Below are 16,325 nucleotides of genomic sequence, written 5' to 3'. Positions count from 1 at the left end.
TCGACCAGACCAGGAGGCCGTACATGGCGCTCGGCAACCTCTCCGAGGCGTTCACCAGCCTGATGTTCGGCAAGGTGGAGACCACCCGGCTGCCGGTGCGCACCTCCACCGGCCAGGCGCAGGCGGTCTACCTGCCCACCGCTGCGCCGGGGCTGGGCGACTCGGGCGTGATCATCGGCCGTGAGGTGTACAGCGGCAAGGGGTACGTCTACGACCCCTTCCAGCTGTACGGGCAGCAGCTGCCGGCCCCGCACTGGCTGGTGCTCGGCGAGTCCGGCAACGGCAAGTCGGCGCTGGAGAAGACGTACGTGCTGCGGCAGTTGAGGTTCCGCGACCGGCAGGTCGTGGTGCTCGACGCGCAGGGCGAGGACGGCGTCGGCGAGTGGAACCTGATCGCCAACGCGCTGGGCATAAAGTCGATCCGGCTCGACCCGATGGCCGCCCGGGACGGCGGGGTGAAGCTCAACCCGCTGGACCCGGCGATCACCCAGACCGGCCAGCTGTCGCTGCTGCGCACCATCGTCGAGGTGGCGATGGGCCGGGGCCTGGAGGAGCGGGCCGGGTTCGCGCTGAAGGCCGCGCACGCCCATGTGGTGGCGACGGTGAAGGACCGCCAGCCGGTGCTGGACGACATCATCGACACCCTGCGCAGCCCCGAGCTGTCCTCGGTGGAGTCGCTGGGCGTGGCGGTGGACGAGGTGCAGTCCTGGGGCCTGGACGTGGCGCTGGTGCTGGACCGGCTGGTCGACGGCGACCTGCGCGGCATGTTCGACGGGTCGACCACCGACGGCATCGACCTGGACGCGCCGCTGATCGTCTTCGACCTCTCGCACATCGACCGGAACTCGATCGCGATGCCGATCCTGATGGCGATCGTCGGCGTGTGGCTGGAGCACACCTGGATCCGGCCGGACCGGAAGAAGCGCATCTTCCTGGTCGAGGAGGCCTGGCACATCATCAACAGTCCCTTCGTGGCGCAGCTGTTCCAGCGGCTGCTGAAGTTCGGCCGCCGGCTCGGGCTCTCCTTCGTCGCGGTGGTGCACCACCTGTCGGACGTGGTGGACGGCGCGGCGGCCAAGGAGGCGTCGGCGATCCTGAAGATGGCCTCCACCCGGACGATCTACATGCAGAAGGCGGAGGAGGCGCGGGCCACCGGCCGGGTGCTGGGCCTGCCGCGCTGGGCGGTGGAGATCATCCCCACCCTGTCGCCGGGCATCGCGGTCTGGGATGTCAACGGCAACGTCCAGGTGGTCAAGCACATCATCACCGAGGCCGAGCGGCCGCTGGTGTACACCGACCGTGCGATGACCGAGGACGCGGTGGCCGAACGGGACCGGGCCGAGCGGCAGTTGGCGGCCGAGCCGGGAGTCTGAGCGGCCGGCGGGGGGCCGGGCGGCCGGCGGGGGCCGGGCGGCTCTGCCGGGCGGGGCCGGGAGGCCCGGACGGGGGCAGCGGCCCTGGTCGGACGGCGACGGTTCGTCAGGAGGTAATCCTCTCGTTACGTTCAACGTCCTGACAGCTACGCGCGTTGACTCTAGGCTTCACAGGCGCAACACATCGCCCAGACGCCCGGTCCAGTCCACAGCGGGCGCTCCTCCAAGGTGCAGGGGACCCTCATGCTCACCGTCAGATCCCGACGCGCGGCGCTCGCCGTCGTCGCCGCCGCAGGTCTGTTCGGCACGGTGGCCGTGCCGACGGCCGCGCAGGCCGCCGACGCCAACGCCAAGCGTCACAAGACCGTCAACCTCCAGCTGCTGGCGATCAACGACTTCCACGGCAACCTGGAGCCCCCGGCCGGTTCGTCCGGCACCATCCGGGAGATCGACCCGGCCACCGGCAAGGAGGTCTCGACCCCGGCCGGTGGCATCGAGTACCTGGCCACCGAGCTGCGCAAGGCGCGGATCCCGGCCGACGACTCGATCACCGTCGCGGCCGGCGACATCATCGGCGCCAGCCCGCTCACCTCGGCGCTCTTCCACGACGAGCCGACCATCGAGGCGATGGACAAGCTCGGCCTGGACGTCACCTCGGTCGGCAACCACGAGTTCGACGAGGGCGCGCAGGAGCTGCGGCGCATGCAGGACGGCGGCTGCCACCCGGTCGACGGCTGCTACGAGCCCGGCCGCACGTTCAAGGGCGCCAACTTCAACTACCTGTCGGCCAACGTCACCGACGAGAAGACCGGCAAGCCGCTGCTGGCCCCGTACTGGGTGACCAAGTCCCAGGGCGTGAAGATCGGCTTCATCGGCGTCACCCTGGAGGGCACGCCGAACATCGTGACCGCCGAGGGCGTCAAGGGCCTGAAGTTCGCCAACGAGGTCACCACGATCAACAAGTACGCCGCCGAGCTCAAGGCCAAGGGCGTCAACTCGATCGTCGCGCTGATCCACGAGGGCGGCTACCCGGCCAGCAGCGTCTACAACTACGACTGCGGCCCGGCCGGCCAGGGCATCTCCGGTCCGATCGTCGACATCTCCAAGAAGCTCGACCCGTCGGTCGGCGCCATCGTCACCGGCCACACCCACAACGCGTACGCCTGCACCATCCCCGACCCCAACGGCGTCCCGCGCTCGGTCACCAGCGCCGCCTCCTTCGGCCGGCTGTACACCGAGATCGACATGAAGCTGGACAAGACCACCGGCGAGATCGTGCGCCCGACGGTCAAGGCCGAGAACCACGTGGTGCGCCGCACCGTCGAGAAGGCGCCCGACATGACGGCGCTGGTCGACCACTACTCCAAGCTCGCCGCCCCGATCGCCAACCGGCCGATCGGTTACATCGCCTCGGACATCAACGGCCGCGGCAACAGCGACCTGGAGAAGCCGCTCGGCGACCTGATCGCCGACGCGCAGGTGGAGGGGCTCGCCCCGGCCGCCAAGGGCGGGGCGCAGATCGCCTTCATGAACCCCGGCGGCATCCGCGCCGACCTGGTCTACAAGGCCTCCGGCGCCGAGGGCGACGGCGTGGTGACCTACGGCGAGGCGTTCACCGTCCAGCCGTTCACCAACATGATGCAGGTCAAGACACTGACCGGCGCCCAGCTGGTGCAGCTGCTCCAGCAGCAGGTCAGCGGCTCCAACGCGGCCGCGCCGAAGATCCTCCAGGCGTCCTCGGGCCTGCACTACACCCTGGACATGCGCAAGACCGGCGCGGACCGGGTGGTCGTCGACTCGATCCGGCTGAACGGCGCTCCGATCGACCCGGCCGCCAAGTATCGGGTCGCGGCCAACGAGTTCCTGGCCGGCGGCGGCGACGGCTTCCCGGCCTTCGCGGCCGGCACCGACAAGCTCGTCGGCGCCTCTGACCTGGACGTCTTCGCGGCCTACCTGGGCGCCCACAGCTCGGCGGCCTCGCCGCTGAAGGCCCCGGCGCAGGACCGGATCAAGGTCATCGGCCCGGGCGTCGACATCGACTGACCGAGCCGGTTCCGGGGCGGGTGGGGCGCTGTCGGGGCGCCCCACCCGCCCTTCCGTCATTCCGGGGCGGGGCCGCCGGGCAGCCGGACGGTCGCCAGCGCGCCCGGTCCACCGTCCCCGGCCGGGCCCAGCGACACCTCGCCGCCCGCCTCCCGGACGCTCTGCGCGACGATCGACAGGCCCAGGCCGGAGCCGGGCAGCTGCCGCGAGGACGGCGAGCGCCAGAACCGGTCGAACACGTACTGCAGTTCCTCCGGCGGAATGCCGGGGCCGTGGTCGCGGACGGTCAACAGGCCTTGGTGGAGCCGGACTTCGATGGTGCCGCCGGGCGGGCTGTACTTGACCGCGTTGTCCAGCAGGTTGATCACCGCGCGTTCGAGCCCGGCGGCGTCGCCGTGCACGAACCAGGGGTCGGTCGCGGTCTCGAAGACCAGCCCCGGGCCGCGCAGCTTCGCCCGCTCGACCGCCCGCCCGGCGATCTCGTGCAGGGCGACGAGGGTGAGGTTCGGGCCGGCCTTGGGGGTGTCGGGGCGGGAGAGCTGGAGCAGGTCGCCGATCAGGACGGTGAGCTCCTGCATCTGGGCCTTCATGTTGCCGAGCAGCTTGGTCTTGGTGGCTGCCGGGAGCGGGCGGCCGGTGTCGTTGCTGCGGATCAGCAGGTCGACGTTGGTGCGCAGGGAGGTGAGCGGCGTCCGGAGTTCGTGGCCCGCGTCGGCGATCAGCCGGGTCTGCCGCTCGCGGGAGTTGGCGAGGGCGGTGCTCATGGAGTTGAACGAGGTGGAGAGGCGGGCGATCTCGTCGTGGCCCTGGACCGGGATGGTGGTGCCGACCTCCTCGGTCCTGGCGATGTGCTCGACGGCGTCGGTGAGTTGGTCGACCGGCTTCAGGGCGGACCGGGCGACCAGCCGGCCGGCCACGGCGGCGAGCAGGATGCCGCCGACGGAGACGGAGCCGAGCAGGATGGCCAGGCCCTGGAGGGAGTCCTCGACGGGCTTGGTCGGCGCGGCGACCATGACCAGGACCGGCGGGTAGCCGGGTTTGATGTTCGGGTACCAGGCCAGCCGGACCATCGCGGGCTCACCGTTGGTGTACAGGCCGTCCCGGACGACCGACTGGCCCTTCTTCAGGCCGAGGACCTTGGCGTCACCGGGTTCGATGACGATGGCCCGCTTCGCGCCGATCGGCAGGCAGACGAGGGACAGGTCGGAGGAGACGTTCTGGGTGTCCCGCAGCGGGGGGCTGCCCATGTCGGTCGGCGGCCGGCTGGTGCGGGGGGTGGCCAGGGACTTGGCCAGGGCGTCCTGCGGGGTGTCGCCACAGGGGTAGTTCGCGCCGCGCAGCGGCTCCGGTTCGGCGCTGAGCAGGTCGGTGCGGACCTGGTTGTAGAGCTGCTTCTCCACGATGAACCAGCACGCCAGCGCGGACAGCGCGATGGCCACCGCCACCGCCGCCGAGCTCAGGATGGTGAGGCGGCTGCGCAGGGAGCGGGATCGCAGCCAGTGGACGAGGCGCTGCCGGCGGCCGGGGGTGCGGGGTGGGATCAGGGGCGGCGGCGGAACGGTGGCCCCGGTCGCGGTGCGCTCGCCCTGCTCGTTCACGCGCCGGTGCCGGCAGCCGGGCGCAGGGCGTAGCCGACGCCGCGTACGGTCTGGATGAGGCGGGGCATGCCGCCCTGCTCGGTCTTGCGGCGCAGGTACATCACGTAGACGTCCAGGGAGTTGGAGGAGGGTTCGAAGTCGAAGCCCCAGACGGCCTTGAGGATCTGTTCGCGGGTCAGGACCTGGCGGGGGTGGGCGAGGAACATCTCCAGCAGCATGAACTCGGTGCGGGTGAGTTCGACGGGCTTGCCGGCGCGGGTGACCTCGCGGGTGGCGGTGTTCATCCGCAGGTCGCCGAAGGCCAGCACCTCGCTCTCGTCCTCGGCGGCGGCGCGGGCGGCGGCCTCGGTGGCGAGGGCGTTGCGGCGCAGCAGGGCGCGGACGCGGGCGAGCAGTTCGTCGAGTTCGAAGGGCTTGGCGAGGTAGTCGTCGGCGCCGACGTCCAGGCCGGTGACGCGGTCGCCGACGGCGTCGCGGGCGGTGAGCATCAGGACGGGGACGGTGTCGCCGCGGGAGCGCATCCGGCGGACGGCGGTGAGGCCGTCCATCCGGGGCATCATGATGTCCAGCAGGACGAGGTCGGGCCGGTCGCGTTCGACGGATTCCAGGGCCTCGTAGCCGTCGGTGGCGGTGGCGACCTCGTAGCCCTCGAAGGCGAGGCTGCTCTCCAGGGCGTCCCGGAGGGCGGGTTCGTCGTCGACCACGAGGAGCCGGGCGGAGGGGTGGCCGGCCTCGGCGGGGGTGCGGTCGTCGGCGGACGGGGTCATGGGCTGCTGCCCTTTCTCGTCGGGTGGAGGGCCTGCTGGGAGTACGGGGGCAATTGTCCGTCCTACAGGTTCTGGCCGGCCTCCAGTTTCGGCAGAACCTGCTTGATGTCGTTGATCGGGATGGCGAAGCCGAGGCCGACGCTGCCGGCGCTGCTGCCGCCGCCGCCGGCGGTGGAGCTGGCGCCGCTGGGGGCGTACATCGCCGAGTTGATGCCGATGACCTGGCCGTTGGCGTTGATGAGCGGGCCGCCGGAGTTGCCGGGGTTGAGGGCGGCGTCGGTCTGGAAGGCCTTGTAGGTGGTGGTGCTGCCGCTGTTCTGCTGCGGGAGGTTGCCGCGCGTTCCGGGCAGGTTGGGCAGGCCGGGCAGGCTGGGGAAGCCGAAGCCGCCGTTGCTGCTGGTGGTGCCCTCGTCGAGCTGGACGGTGACGTCGCGGTTCTCGGCGCTGATGATGCCGGAGGTGACGGTGCCGGTGAGGCCGTCGGGGTTGCCGATGGCGACGACGGGGTCGCCGACGGCCACGGCGGAGGAGTCGCCGAGGGTGGCGGGGGTGAGGTTCTTGCCGCCGCCGGCGGTGATCACGGCGACGTCGAGGGACTTGTCGGTGCCGGTGACGGTGGCCGGGGCGGTGGAGCCGTCCTTGAAGGTGACGGTGATCTGGCCGCCGTCGGCGGCGGTGTCGATCACGTGGTAGTTGGTGAGGATCCGTCCGCTGGTGTCGAGGATGACGCCGGTGCCGGTGGCGGTGCCGTTGCCGTTCTTGACGGTGATCTGGACGACGCTCGGCGAGACGGCGGCGGCGATGGCCGGGACGTCGGCGCCGCCGTCGGAGCGGGCGGAGACGGGGCTGGCGACGGTGCTGGTGCGGGTGGCGGAGCCGTGCTGCTCGGCGGCGACGAACCCGCCGGTGACGCCGCCGATGACGGCGGCGACCGCGGCGACGGCGGTGACCAGGGCGAGCCGCCCGCGCAGCAGGCCGCGCCGGGCGCGGTTGCCGTGGCCGCCGTGCCCGCCGGGCTGGCCGGTGGTGGGCGGCTCGGGGGGCATGGGCGGGGGCGGGGTCGGGGAGTCGAAGCCGCCGGCCGAGTGGTCCTCGCGGTACCCGTAGGCGGTCGTTGCGGCGCTGCTGCCGAGGACGGTGCCCTCGACCACGCGGGGCTCGTACGGGCCGTACTGCTCGTCGTGGTGCTGCTGCTGTTCGCTCATGCCGACCAAAGTCCGCCTGGTGGATGAGGATGGCATGAGAACCGGCTCAGAAGGGTCCGAGAAGCCCGTTGGGTTCTCATAAAGCCTGGTCAGGCGGTGTACGGCGGCGGGTGGAGCGGAGTGCGCTACTCCGCTTCCCCGGTCGGGACCGCCGCGGCGCCGCCGCAGCCGCAGGAACGGCGGATCACCAGGCGGGACGGGAACTTGCGGACCCGCTCGGTGTCCGACCCGGGCACCATCAGCGAGTCGTCGAGCACCAGGTCCACGGCGGCCCGGGCCATCGCGTCGCGGTCGGAGGCGACGGTGGTCAGCGGCGGGTCGGCGAGCGCGGCCTCGGGGACGTCGTCGAAGCCGGCCACCGCGAGGTCCTCCGGGACCTTCAGGCCGACCTCGCGGGCGGCCCGCAGCACGCCGATCGCCTGGTCGTCGGTGGAGCAGAAGATCGCCCGCGGCCGGTCCGGCGAGCGCAGCACCCCGAGCGCGACCTCGTACGCGCCGTAGCGGTGGAAGGGCGCGTCGATCAGGTGGGGCTCGGTGGGCAGGCCGTGCGCGTCCATGGCGCGCTGCCAGCCCTCGACGTGGTCGATGACCGGGTCGCCGGGGGCGGGGGACTCGACCGGGCCGCCGAAGCAGGCCACGTACGGGTGCCCGTGCACCTCCAGCAGGTGGCGGACGACGGCCTCGGCGCCGCCGACGTCGTCGGTGACCACCGCGACGTCGTCGATCGCCTCGGGGCGGCGGTGCAGCAGCACGACCTTGGCGCCCTCCATCGCGGCGAACTCCTCGGCGGCGCGCTGCGAGGGGCCCTGGCTGACCAGGATCAGGCCGGAGACGCGCATGCCGAGGAAGGCCCGGACGTAGTGCACCTCGCGGTCGTCCACGTAGTCGGAGTTGCCGATCAGCACGAGCTTGCCGCGCTCGGAGGCGGCCCGTTCCACGGCGTGCGCCATCTCGGCGAAGAAGGGCTGGCGGGCGTCCGGGACGACCATGCCGATCAGGTTGGTCCGGCGGGAGGCCATCGCCTGGGCGACGCTGTTCGGCCGGTAGCCGAGCTGATCGATCGCGGCGAGGACCTTCTCCCGGGTCGCGGGTGCGACCGGGCGCGGCCCGTTGTTGATGACGTAGCTGACGACCGCGGTCGAGGTACCAGCCAGCCGGGCTACATCGTCGCGCGTCACTTTGGCCACGGGGGGGAGTCTACGCGTGTGGCGTGCGTGTCGGCAGTGGGACCTGGGGCCTTCTGCGGGTGTCCGGGGGAGCGAACCGGACAAGCCGGGCGGGGCGGCCCGCCCGGCCGTCGGTCAGGCCTCCAGCGGCGCCGAGGGGCGCTGGGCGAGCTCCGGGCGCTCGCCCTTCTCCGGCTTCTCCGGGACGACGAAGCGGTAGCCGACGTTGCGCACGGTGCCGATCAGCTGCTCGTGCTCGACGCCGAGCTTGGCGCGCAGCCGTCGGACGTGCACGTCCACCGTCCGGGTACCGCCGAAGTAGTCGTAGCCCCAGACCTCCTGCAGCAGCTGGGCCCGGGTGAAGACCCGGCCGGGGTGCTGGGCGAGGTACTTGATCAGCTCGAACTCCTTGAAGGTGAGGTCGAGCGCCCGGCCCTTGAGTTTGGCGGAGTAGGTGGCCTCGTCGACCGAGAGGTCGCCGTTGCGGATCTCCATCGGGCTGTCGTCGGTGCTGATGTGGAGCCGGCCGAGCGCGAGCCGCAGCCGGGCCTCGACCTCGGCCGGGCCGGCCGTGTCCAGCAGGACGTCGTCGATGCCCCACTCGGCGGTGACGGCGGCGAGGCCGCCCTCGGTCACCACCAGGATCAGCGGGCAGCCGATGCCGGTGGAGCGCAGCAGTTGGCACAGACTGCGGATCTGCGGCAGGTCGCGCCGGCCGTCGACCAGGATGACGTCCGCACTGGGGGTGTCCACCAGGGCGGATCCCTCGGCGGGGGCCACCCGGACGTTGTGCAGCAGCAGGCCGAGGGCCGGCAGCACCTCCGCGGAGGGTTGCAGAGCGTTGGTGAGGAGGAGGAGAGAACTCATACCCGGTAGTCCCCTTTCCGGGTCGTCGCGGTCGCGTTACGGCTGCCGCCACAGCCGGATGGCGCACGTGCTGAGGTCGGGGGGAGGTGGACGGACGTCAGAGGAGCGCCGGAGGGCCGGCCGGTGCGCAGGACGCGACGGCGCACGCGCCGAGGGTCCCGCAACCCTTGGCGCACCGTTTCTGCCCTGTTCATCCCGCGAATCCTCCGGTTCGTTCCGGTCCCGGGCGGCGGCCCGGGTGCCGGGTGGACACCCCGGCCGGCCGGGGCACGTCGTCGTGCCGCGTGGGGCGGGGCGGTTCCCGCGACGCGCCGGGGGTGGGCCGACGAATCGCAAGAATGTCCGTACTGGCGTCCTGAAAGCACAAAAGGACCCGGGGGCGACTCTGCCCGGATCCCTCTTGGACGTCGAGAATAGCCGACGGCCCTGCGCGCCGGGAGGGCTCGAATCCGGCGGTTCGCCCAATCCGGGCGCGCGCCGGGTGAGCCTGGACACAGCTTCGAGCCGTCCTCCGGGCCCCCTGGGCCAGGGCGATTGCCCCTCGTGGCGGCGGACACGCCATCATGGGACCCACATCGGCGGCGCCGTGCGAGTCCATCTTTCGGGTGGTCGGGCGGCCCGGTGGCGAGCCGGACCGGGGCACCGGGGCCGGGCGAGGACGACGAGAAGGGGTGGCCCGATGGGTGCGACCACGGAGCCCGCGAGCGGCGCCCGGGCGCGCGGGACGATCCGCTACTGGGCGGCCGCGAAGTCCGAGGCCGGGCTGGCCGAGGAGCCGTACGAGGCGGTGACCCTGGCGGAGGCGCTGGCACAGGCCAGGCGGCGGCACGCGGACCGGCCGAAGCTCGTCCAGTTGCTCGGGCACTGCTCCTACCTGGTCGACGGCTCCCAGGTCGGCGGCCGGGACCACACGACCGTGCCCCTGACCGAGGGCGGCACGGTCGAGGTGCTGCCGCCGTTCGCGGGAGGCTGAGCGGCGTGACGGACATGAACAACGCGAACCAGGGCGGCTACGGCGAGTGGCCGCAGCAGCCCCCGCCGCCCCAGCCGCCCTACCGGCATCCGCAGCAGCAGCCCCAGTCGCCGTACCCGCAGCCGCCGTACCCGCAGGCCCAGGCACCGCAGCCGGGGCAGCAGCCGCCGTACGGCTACCCGGGGTACGGGCAGCCGCCGATGGACGACGCGGCGACGACGCTGCTGCCGCCCGTCCCCGCGACGGACGACGCCACGGCGACCACGCTGCTGCCGCCCGTGCCGCCGATGGACGACGCGGCCACCACGTTGCTGCCGCCCGTGCCCCCGATGGACGACGCGGCGACGACGCTGCTGCCGCCGGTGGTCGTGTCCGGCGCGATGCCGACCGCCCCGCCGGCCTGGACGCCAGCCCCACCGCCGCCGGCGGCACGGCACGCCGCGCCGCCGCAGGCCCGGCACGCTGCTCCGGCGCCGGTCCCGCGGCAGGCGGCCCCGCCGGTGGTGACCCCGCCGACGGCGCCCCCGCAGCAGGGAGGGCCCGCCCTCGACTCGCCGACCATGACGCTCAAGCGCCCGGTCGCCCCCGGCGGCCCGGCGGGCGCCCCGGCCGCGCCGCCGTACGCGGCCGTCCCGGCGCAGCCCGCGCCGGTGGCGCCGCCCGCCGGCCCGCGCGGCCGGACCGGTTCGCCGATCATCGATCCGGGCCTTCAGCCCGCGCTGATCACCGCCGGCGTGGCCGCGCTGCTGGCCGGCGGTGCCGCGCTCGGGCAGGTGGCGCTGGCACTGGTGGTGGCGCTGCTCCAGGTGCTGACGGCGGCCGGCTGGTTCCGGCTGAACGGGATGTGGCCGGCCCGCCAGGGCATCGCGCTCGCCGCGCTGGCCGGGCTGACCGCGGACGCGGCGGTGCTGCTGGCGGACTCCGAGGGCAGCGTGGCGGCGGTGGTCGGCACGCTGGGCGGGTTCTTCCTGCTGGTCCTGGTGCTGCAGACGTTCCGTCCCTCGGACCCGAAGGAGCGGTTCTACGCGCTGACGGTGCTCGGCTCGGCCACGGTGGTGACGGCGCTGTGCACCTCGCTGCTGGTGGCCGACTGGGTGCCCGCCGGGGTGGGCGCGGTCGCGCTGGCCACCGTGCTGGCCGCGGCGCCGCTGCCCGGCCCGAAGCTGCTGGGCCCGGTGCTGGGCCTGGCGGCGGCGGTGCTGCTGGGTCTGCTGGTGGGCGCGCCGCCGGCGCTGGGGGTGCTGGCGGGGCTGGGTGCGCTGGTCGGCCGACGGGTCGCGGCGTACGACTTCCCGTCCCGGTTCGTACACATGACGGCGGGCGTGGCGCTGCCGCTGGCGGTGGCCTCGCCGCTGATCTGGATCGCCACGGACCTGCTGGCCGGCTGACATCCGGCCGACGACCGCGCGTCCCGCCCCGGAACCATGCTCCGGGGCGGGACGTCGTACGGTCGGGCGGGAACGGCCTCGGCCGGGGCCGCCGCGGAACGCCGGGCAGGGAACGCCGGGCGAGGAACACCGGACGAGGACAGCGAACGACGACGGCGACCGGCGACGACGGGGAGTGCGATGCGCGGATGGCTGAAGGCGACGATCGGCCTGGTGGTGCTCTCCGGCCTGCTGGTCGGCGCCGACCGGATCGCGGTCGGGGTGGCCGAGGACCAGGCCGCCGACCGGATGGTGAGCAGCGGCCGGATGAGCCAGCGGCCGGACATCTCGATCGAGGGCTTCCCGTTCCTCACCCAGGCGCTGTCGATGAAGCTGGACGACGTCCGGATCTCCTCCGACGGCCTGACCGTCGGTGACGGCGGCCGCCAGGTGGCGCTGCGCTCCTTCAAGGCCCGGCTGTCCGGCGTCACGGTGAGCGACAGCCTGAGGAGCGCCACGGTGGACAGCGGGACCGGCAGCGGCCTGATCTCGTACGCGGATCTCGCGCTGCTGCTGCCGCCGGCCTCCCAGCTGGTGACGGGGGCGGGCAAGCTGCCGGTGGGCGGCAACACCCGGCTGGCCCTGTCGTACGGCGGGCCGGGCAAGGTCAAGGCCGCGCTGGGGCCGATCGAGGTCGGTGAGGGTTCGGTGCACAACAGCGGGAGCACCGTCACCGCGGACGGCTTCCAGCTCAGCGCGCTGGCCGGGATGTTCGCCGGGGTCACCGACCAGCGGCTGAAGCCGATGAGCTTCACCCTCGACGCGCTCCCGGCGGGGCTGAAGCTGGCCGACAAGGACGGGGCGACGCCGCTGCCGGAGGGTCTGCAGCTGACCTTCGAGGGGAAGGGCGTCAAGCTGCTGGGCTGACCGGCCGGTCACTTCCGCTCCCGTGCCGTCCCCTCTTCCGCTCCTTCCGCTCCTTCCGCTCCTTCCTCTTCTTCCGTCTCCTGCGTTCCGCTCCGCGAGACACGCCGTCCGGCGCGTCTGGCGGAGCGGTGCCGTTTCCGCCCGTTGTGGGCCGCCCGGGGCCGCCGGTCTCGGGCGGGACGGCGGCCCCGGCAGGCCATGAAAAGGTCAAATCTCGGCATTCGGGCTATTCAGTCTCGACATTCGGTACGCTGATGACAGCGGACCTCCGGTGTCCCTAGCATCGTCGACATGAAGCGACAGACGGATCTCACGAAGCGGCGGGCGGTCGACCTGTGCCGCGTGGCCGCCTGTCTGTGTCGAATGCGCTAACTCGGCGTTTTTGCTGGGCAGTTGAAGCCCGCCGCCGATTTTCCCGGTGACCTTGCCCGGCCACCCCGGCCGGCCGTCGCCGCCGCACCCCGCAGTTCCTCGCCCGTCGGCCCGGACCGCCACCCCCGTCCCAGTATTCGGACAGGAATTCGGACCGCAGTCGCCCGGGCACCCAGCAGCACCTCCCGAGCAGAACCTTCCGCACACCGCCCTCGGATGGAGAACACCACCATGAGCCGCAGCGACGTCCTGGTCGACGCCGACTGGGTCCAGGCCCACCTGGACGACCCGAAGGTCGTGATCGTCGAGGTCGACGAGGACACCTCCGCGTACGACAAGAACCACATCCGCAACGCCGTCCGGATCGACTGGAAGCAGGACCTCCAGGACCCGGTCCGCCGCGACTTCATCGACCAGGCCGGCTTCGACGCGCTGCTCAGCGCCAAGGGCATCGCCAACGACGACACCGTCGTGCTCTACGGCGGCAACAACAACTGGTTCGCCTCGTACGCCTACTGGTACTTCAAGCTGTACGGCCACGGTGACGTCCGCCTGCTGGACGGCGGCCGCAAGAAGTGGGAGCTGGACTCCCGCGACCTGGTCGCCGAGGTGCCGGCCCGCGAGGCCACCGAGTACCGGGCGCAGGCCGCCGACTCCTCGATCCGCGCCTTCCGCGACGACGTGCTCGCGGCCATCGGCCAGCTCAACCTGGTCGACGTCCGTTCGCCCGACGAGTTCTCCGGCAAGCTGCTCGCCCCGGCGCACCTCCCGCAGGAGCAGTCGCAGCGCCCCGGCCACGTGCCGAGCGCCCGCAACATCCCGTGGGCCAAGAACGCCAACGACGACGGCACCTTCAAGAGCGACGACGAGCTCAAGGCGCTGTACGAGGCCGAGGGCATCGACCTGGCGAAGGACACCATCGCCTACTGCCGCATCGGCGAGCGCTCCGCGCTCACCTGGTTCGTCCTGCACGAGCTGCTCGGCCAGGAGAACGTCAAGAACTACGACGGTTCGTGGACCGAGTACGGCAGCCTCGTCGGCGTGCCGATCGAGCTCGGCAGCAACTGAGCCCGCGGCTCGACCGTCGTCAGAAGGGAAGACAAGACATGTGCGGTGCGAAGGCCGGCGGGCCGGACCTGGCAGGAGTTGACGTGGCGAACGAGACGATCATCCAGGGTTCGGTGACCCGCGACGGTGAGCCGGTCAACGGCTACGTGCGGCTGCTCGACGAGGGGGGTGAGTTCACGGCCGAGGTGCCCACCTCGGCGACCGGCCAGTTCCGGTTCTTCGCCCGCCCGGGCAAGTGGACCCTGCGCGCGCTGGTGCCGGGCCAGACCGTGGACCGTCAGGTGGTGGCCTCCCAGGGCACCGCCGTCGAGGTCGCGATCGCGGTCTGACCGGAACCCGGTCCGCCCGTTCCACCTGAGCCACCCGATCCGCCTGATCCACGGGCGGAGTACACCGAGGGCCCTGCCGCGGCAGGGCCCTCGGTCGTACCGTGGAGACGTGCAGACAAGGCGGCGGCGGCATTACTACTTCGCCCTGATGGGCGTCTGCCTGGGCCTGTTCGTGCTGGCCTGGGGCGTGGTGAGGTTCTTCTCCGTGCCCGCCGCGATCGGCATGTGCGTGGTCGCGATGGTGATCCCGCCGGCCGCCGCCGTGTTCGCCAACAAGCGGGACCCGGACGACGACTGGTGGAACGACCCGCGCTGGGACGACCCGAAGTGGGACGAGCCCGGTCACGACCGGGACCGCCCCGACCACGAGGAGCACCCGTAGCCGTCAGTAGACGAGTGCCTGGACGTTGTCCGCCATGATCTCGCTGACGAAGACCTGCGCGCCCGCGATCCGGACGCCCTCGACGGTGTCCTGCTGCACGATCCCCCGGCGGGCCGCACACTGGGTGCACAGCGTCACCGAGCCGTTCGCGAGGATCGCCTCCAGCAGGTCCGGAAGCGGTGCCGCGTGCGGCAGTTCGAACTCCGCCGCCCGCCCCGGCAGGGCGAACCAGGAGGACTCCCCGGTCAGCCAGAGCGAGACCTCGATCCCGCTGGCGACGGCCACCGCCGCGACGGTGAACGCCTGCGAACACCGCTCCGGCGCATCGGCCCCGGCGGTGACCTTGATGACGAGTTTCTTCGACATGGCGCCACCTTAGAGGGCTCGCGGCCCCCGCTCGCCGTCATCCCAGGATCCCTTGGGGAAACCTTGGACGGCGGGGGAAAATCGGCGCGAACGATGACGTGGTGGGGCTCACCGCGACCGGCCGATGACCGGCGGATAGAGTGAGCGGCAGCAAAATCCACCACACTGTCGCCGCCTGGGAGCCACCCGTGTCCGGTCTGGAAATCTTCTTCGACGGTCTGCTGGCCCTCATGGCCGTGCTGATCACCTGGTTCGCCATCTTCTCGGTGATGAAGCTCTACCAGGGCCAGCGCTGATCCTGCCGTACGGTTGAGGCAGCCCACACCGACGACGACAGCGACCAGGAACATGATCGAGATCCCCTCTGACCTCCACAAGGACGTCGTCCCGCTCGCCTTCCTCCTCGGCACCTGGGAGGGCGCGGGCGTTTACGCCCCGTTGCCAGATGAAGAGGGCCCTGGCACCGAGAAGTGCAACTTCGGCCAGGAGATCGTGATCCGGCACGACGGCCGGCCCTTCCTGGAGTTCCGCTCCCGCACCTGGGTGCTGGACAACGAGGGCGAGAAGGTCCGCCCGCTGGAGAACGAGCACGCGTTCTGGCGCATCACCAGCAACCACGACGGCACCAGCGGCGTCCGCGGGATCGAGATCTCGTCCGTCCGCGACGACGGCACCGTGGAGATCTGGTACGGCGAGCTGGCCGACGGCAAGCCGCAGATCGACGTCTCCACGGACGCGGTCGCCCGGATCGAGGGCTCGCCGGAGTACTCGGGCGGCAAGCGGCTGTACGGCTTCGTGAACGAGGAGCTGCTCTGGGTCGGCGAGAAGGCCGCCCCGAACGTTCCGCTGCGCCCGTACATGTCGGCCCAGCTGAAGAAGGTGCTCAGCCCGGCCCAGCTGATCAAGGACATCAACGACCTGCCGGACGACGGCATCGCGTTCTTCAAGTGAGCCCGGCGCTCCGCTGAGCGGTACGGCTTTCGCGTGAGGTAGGGACCGGCCGCCGGCCGGTCCCTACACTTGCCTCAGGACCCCCGACCTTGGCAGGGACAGCACCGTGGCGGACACCGGCACCACCGACTGGCAGCTCTCCGGCGACTGGAAGGCCGACCTGCGCGAACGCGGCTACCGGCTGACCCCGCAGCGGCAGCTCGTACTCGAAGCCGTCGACCGCCTCGACCACGCCACCCCCGACGACATCCTCTGCCACGTCCGGCAGACCGCCAGCGGCGTCAACATCTCCACCGTCTACCGGACCCTGGAGCTGCTGGAGGAACTCGGCCTGGTCTCGCACGCCCACCTCGGCCACGGCGCCCCGACCTACCACCTGGCCGGCCGCCACCACCACCTGCACCTGGTCTGCCGGGACTGCGACAAGGTCTCCGAGACCGGCACCGAGATCGCCGAGCCGCTGATCCGCAGCCTGCGCGAACAGCACGGATTCGACACCGACCTCAAGCACTTCGCCATCTTCGGCCGCTGCGCGGACTGCACCGCCAAGCTCGCGGACGGCCGGTCGTAA

General features: G+C 72.0%; 17 protein-coding genes. 11 read left to right on the top strand and 6 right to left on the bottom strand.

What is annotated here, in order from left to right; genetic code table 11:
- Positions 1–23 precede the first annotated feature (23 nt).
- Positions 24–1,373 (top strand): ATP-binding protein, encoded by a 1,350-nt coding sequence (locus OG556_RS15715; RefSeq protein WP_350885150.1) that lies wholly within the window; start codon positions 24–26, stop codon positions 1,371–1,373.
- Between the two features lie 243 nt (positions 1,374–1,616).
- The gene (locus OG556_RS15710; RefSeq protein ID WP_371517572.1) at positions 1,617–3,416 is read left to right on the top strand and encodes a bifunctional UDP-sugar hydrolase/5'-nucleotidase; all 1,800 of its coding nucleotides are present in this window, start codon (positions 1,617–1,619) and stop codon (positions 3,414–3,416) included.
- Between the two features lie 56 nt (positions 3,417–3,472).
- Here the strand turns inward: OG556_RS15710 and OG556_RS15705 are convergent, their stop codons facing one another.
- From OG556_RS15705 to OG556_RS15685, 5 genes are all read right to left on the bottom strand, one after another.
- Positions 3,473–5,014 carry a sensor histidine kinase gene (locus OG556_RS15705; RefSeq protein ID WP_371517571.1) on the bottom strand — a complete coding sequence of 514 codons (1,542 nt, stop codon included), beginning with the start codon at positions 5,012–5,014 and terminating at the stop codon, positions 3,473–3,475.
- Complete coding sequence (locus OG556_RS15700; protein ID WP_371517570.1) at positions 5,011–5,781, bottom strand: response regulator transcription factor; 771 nt, start codon at positions 5,779–5,781, stop codon at positions 5,011–5,013. Before OG556_RS15700 ends, OG556_RS15705 begins: the two co-directional genes overlap by 4 nt.
- Before the next feature lie 62 nt (positions 5,782–5,843).
- Positions 5,844–6,986, bottom strand: a complete 1,143-nt coding sequence (locus tag OG556_RS15695) for a S1C family serine protease (RefSeq protein WP_371517569.1) — start codon at positions 6,984–6,986, stop codon at positions 5,844–5,846.
- Between the two features lie 125 nt (positions 6,987–7,111).
- Positions 7,112–8,173: a LacI family DNA-binding transcriptional regulator gene (locus tag OG556_RS15690; RefSeq protein ID WP_371517568.1), complete on the bottom strand. Its 1,062-nt coding sequence runs from the start codon at positions 8,171–8,173 to the stop codon at positions 7,112–7,114.
- 114 nt (positions 8,174–8,287) lie between these two features.
- A complete protein-coding gene (locus OG556_RS15685) occupies positions 8,288–9,019 on the bottom strand; it encodes a response regulator transcription factor (protein ID WP_350885162.1) in 732 nt (243 codons plus the stop codon).
- Between the two features lie 679 nt (positions 9,020–9,698).
- Here OG556_RS15685 and OG556_RS15680 point away from each other — a divergent pair.
- The 7 genes from OG556_RS15680 to OG556_RS15650 all read left to right on the top strand — a co-directional run bounded on the left by OG556_RS15680 (position 9,699) and on the right by OG556_RS15650 (position 14,437).
- Positions 9,699–9,992 carry a MoaD/ThiS family protein gene (locus tag OG556_RS15680; protein WP_371517567.1) on the top strand — a complete coding sequence of 98 codons (294 nt, stop codon included), beginning with the start codon at positions 9,699–9,701 and terminating at the stop codon, positions 9,990–9,992.
- Positions 9,993–9,997: 5 nt separating this feature from the next.
- Positions 9,998–11,380, top strand: coding sequence for a hypothetical protein (locus OG556_RS15675; RefSeq protein WP_371517566.1), 1,383 nt, complete (start codon positions 9,998–10,000; stop codon positions 11,378–11,380).
- Between the two features lie 180 nt (positions 11,381–11,560).
- On the top strand, positions 11,561–12,286 hold the full coding sequence (locus OG556_RS15670) for a DUF2993 domain-containing protein (protein ID WP_371517565.1): 726 nt from the start codon (positions 11,561–11,563) through the stop codon (positions 12,284–12,286).
- A 291-nt stretch (positions 12,287–12,577) separates the two neighbouring features.
- Positions 12,578–12,658, top strand: coding sequence for an Ms5788A family Cys-rich leader peptide (locus OG556_RS15665; protein WP_350517234.1), 81 nt, complete (start codon positions 12,578–12,580; stop codon positions 12,656–12,658).
- A 231-nt stretch (positions 12,659–12,889) separates the two neighbouring features.
- Positions 12,890–13,726: a sulfurtransferase gene (locus tag OG556_RS15660; RefSeq protein WP_063351213.1), complete on the top strand. Its 837-nt coding sequence runs from the start codon at positions 12,890–12,892 to the stop codon at positions 13,724–13,726.
- A 38-nt stretch (positions 13,727–13,764) separates the two neighbouring features.
- Positions 13,765–14,055 (top strand): DUF1416 domain-containing protein, encoded by a 291-nt coding sequence (locus tag OG556_RS15655; protein WP_030059605.1) that lies wholly within the window; start codon positions 13,765–13,767, stop codon positions 14,053–14,055.
- A gap of 109 nt (positions 14,056–14,164) precedes the next feature.
- Positions 14,165–14,437, top strand: a complete 273-nt coding sequence (locus OG556_RS15650; protein ID WP_350885170.1) for a DUF3099 domain-containing protein — start codon at positions 14,165–14,167, stop codon at positions 14,435–14,437.
- Between the two features lie 3 nt (positions 14,438–14,440).
- Here OG556_RS15650 and OG556_RS15645 read toward each other — a convergent pair whose 3' ends face one another.
- Entirely contained in the window at positions 14,441–14,803 is a 363-nt protein-coding gene (locus tag OG556_RS15645; RefSeq protein ID WP_371517564.1) for a DsrE family protein, read from the bottom strand.
- Between the two features lie 348 nt (positions 14,804–15,151).
- On the opposite strand from OG556_RS15645, the gene OG556_RS15640 reads away from it, so the two are divergent.
- Both OG556_RS15640 and OG556_RS15635 read left to right on the top strand, forming a co-directional pair.
- Positions 15,152–15,754 carry an FABP family protein gene (locus OG556_RS15640; RefSeq protein WP_350885173.1) on the top strand — a complete coding sequence of 201 codons (603 nt, stop codon included), beginning with the start codon at positions 15,152–15,154 and terminating at the stop codon, positions 15,752–15,754.
- Between the two features lie 106 nt (positions 15,755–15,860).
- Positions 15,861–16,325 carry a Fur family transcriptional regulator gene (locus tag OG556_RS15635; protein ID WP_371517563.1) on the top strand — a complete coding sequence of 155 codons (465 nt, stop codon included), beginning with the start codon at positions 15,861–15,863 and terminating at the stop codon, positions 16,323–16,325.

This window comes from Kitasatospora sp. NBC_01300 (assembly GCF_041435235.1).
GTDB lineage: Bacteria > Actinomycetota > Actinomycetes > Streptomycetales > Streptomycetaceae > Kitasatospora.
Note: the sequence above shows the minus strand (reverse complement) of the source record. Positions and strands in the feature narration are given on the sequence as shown.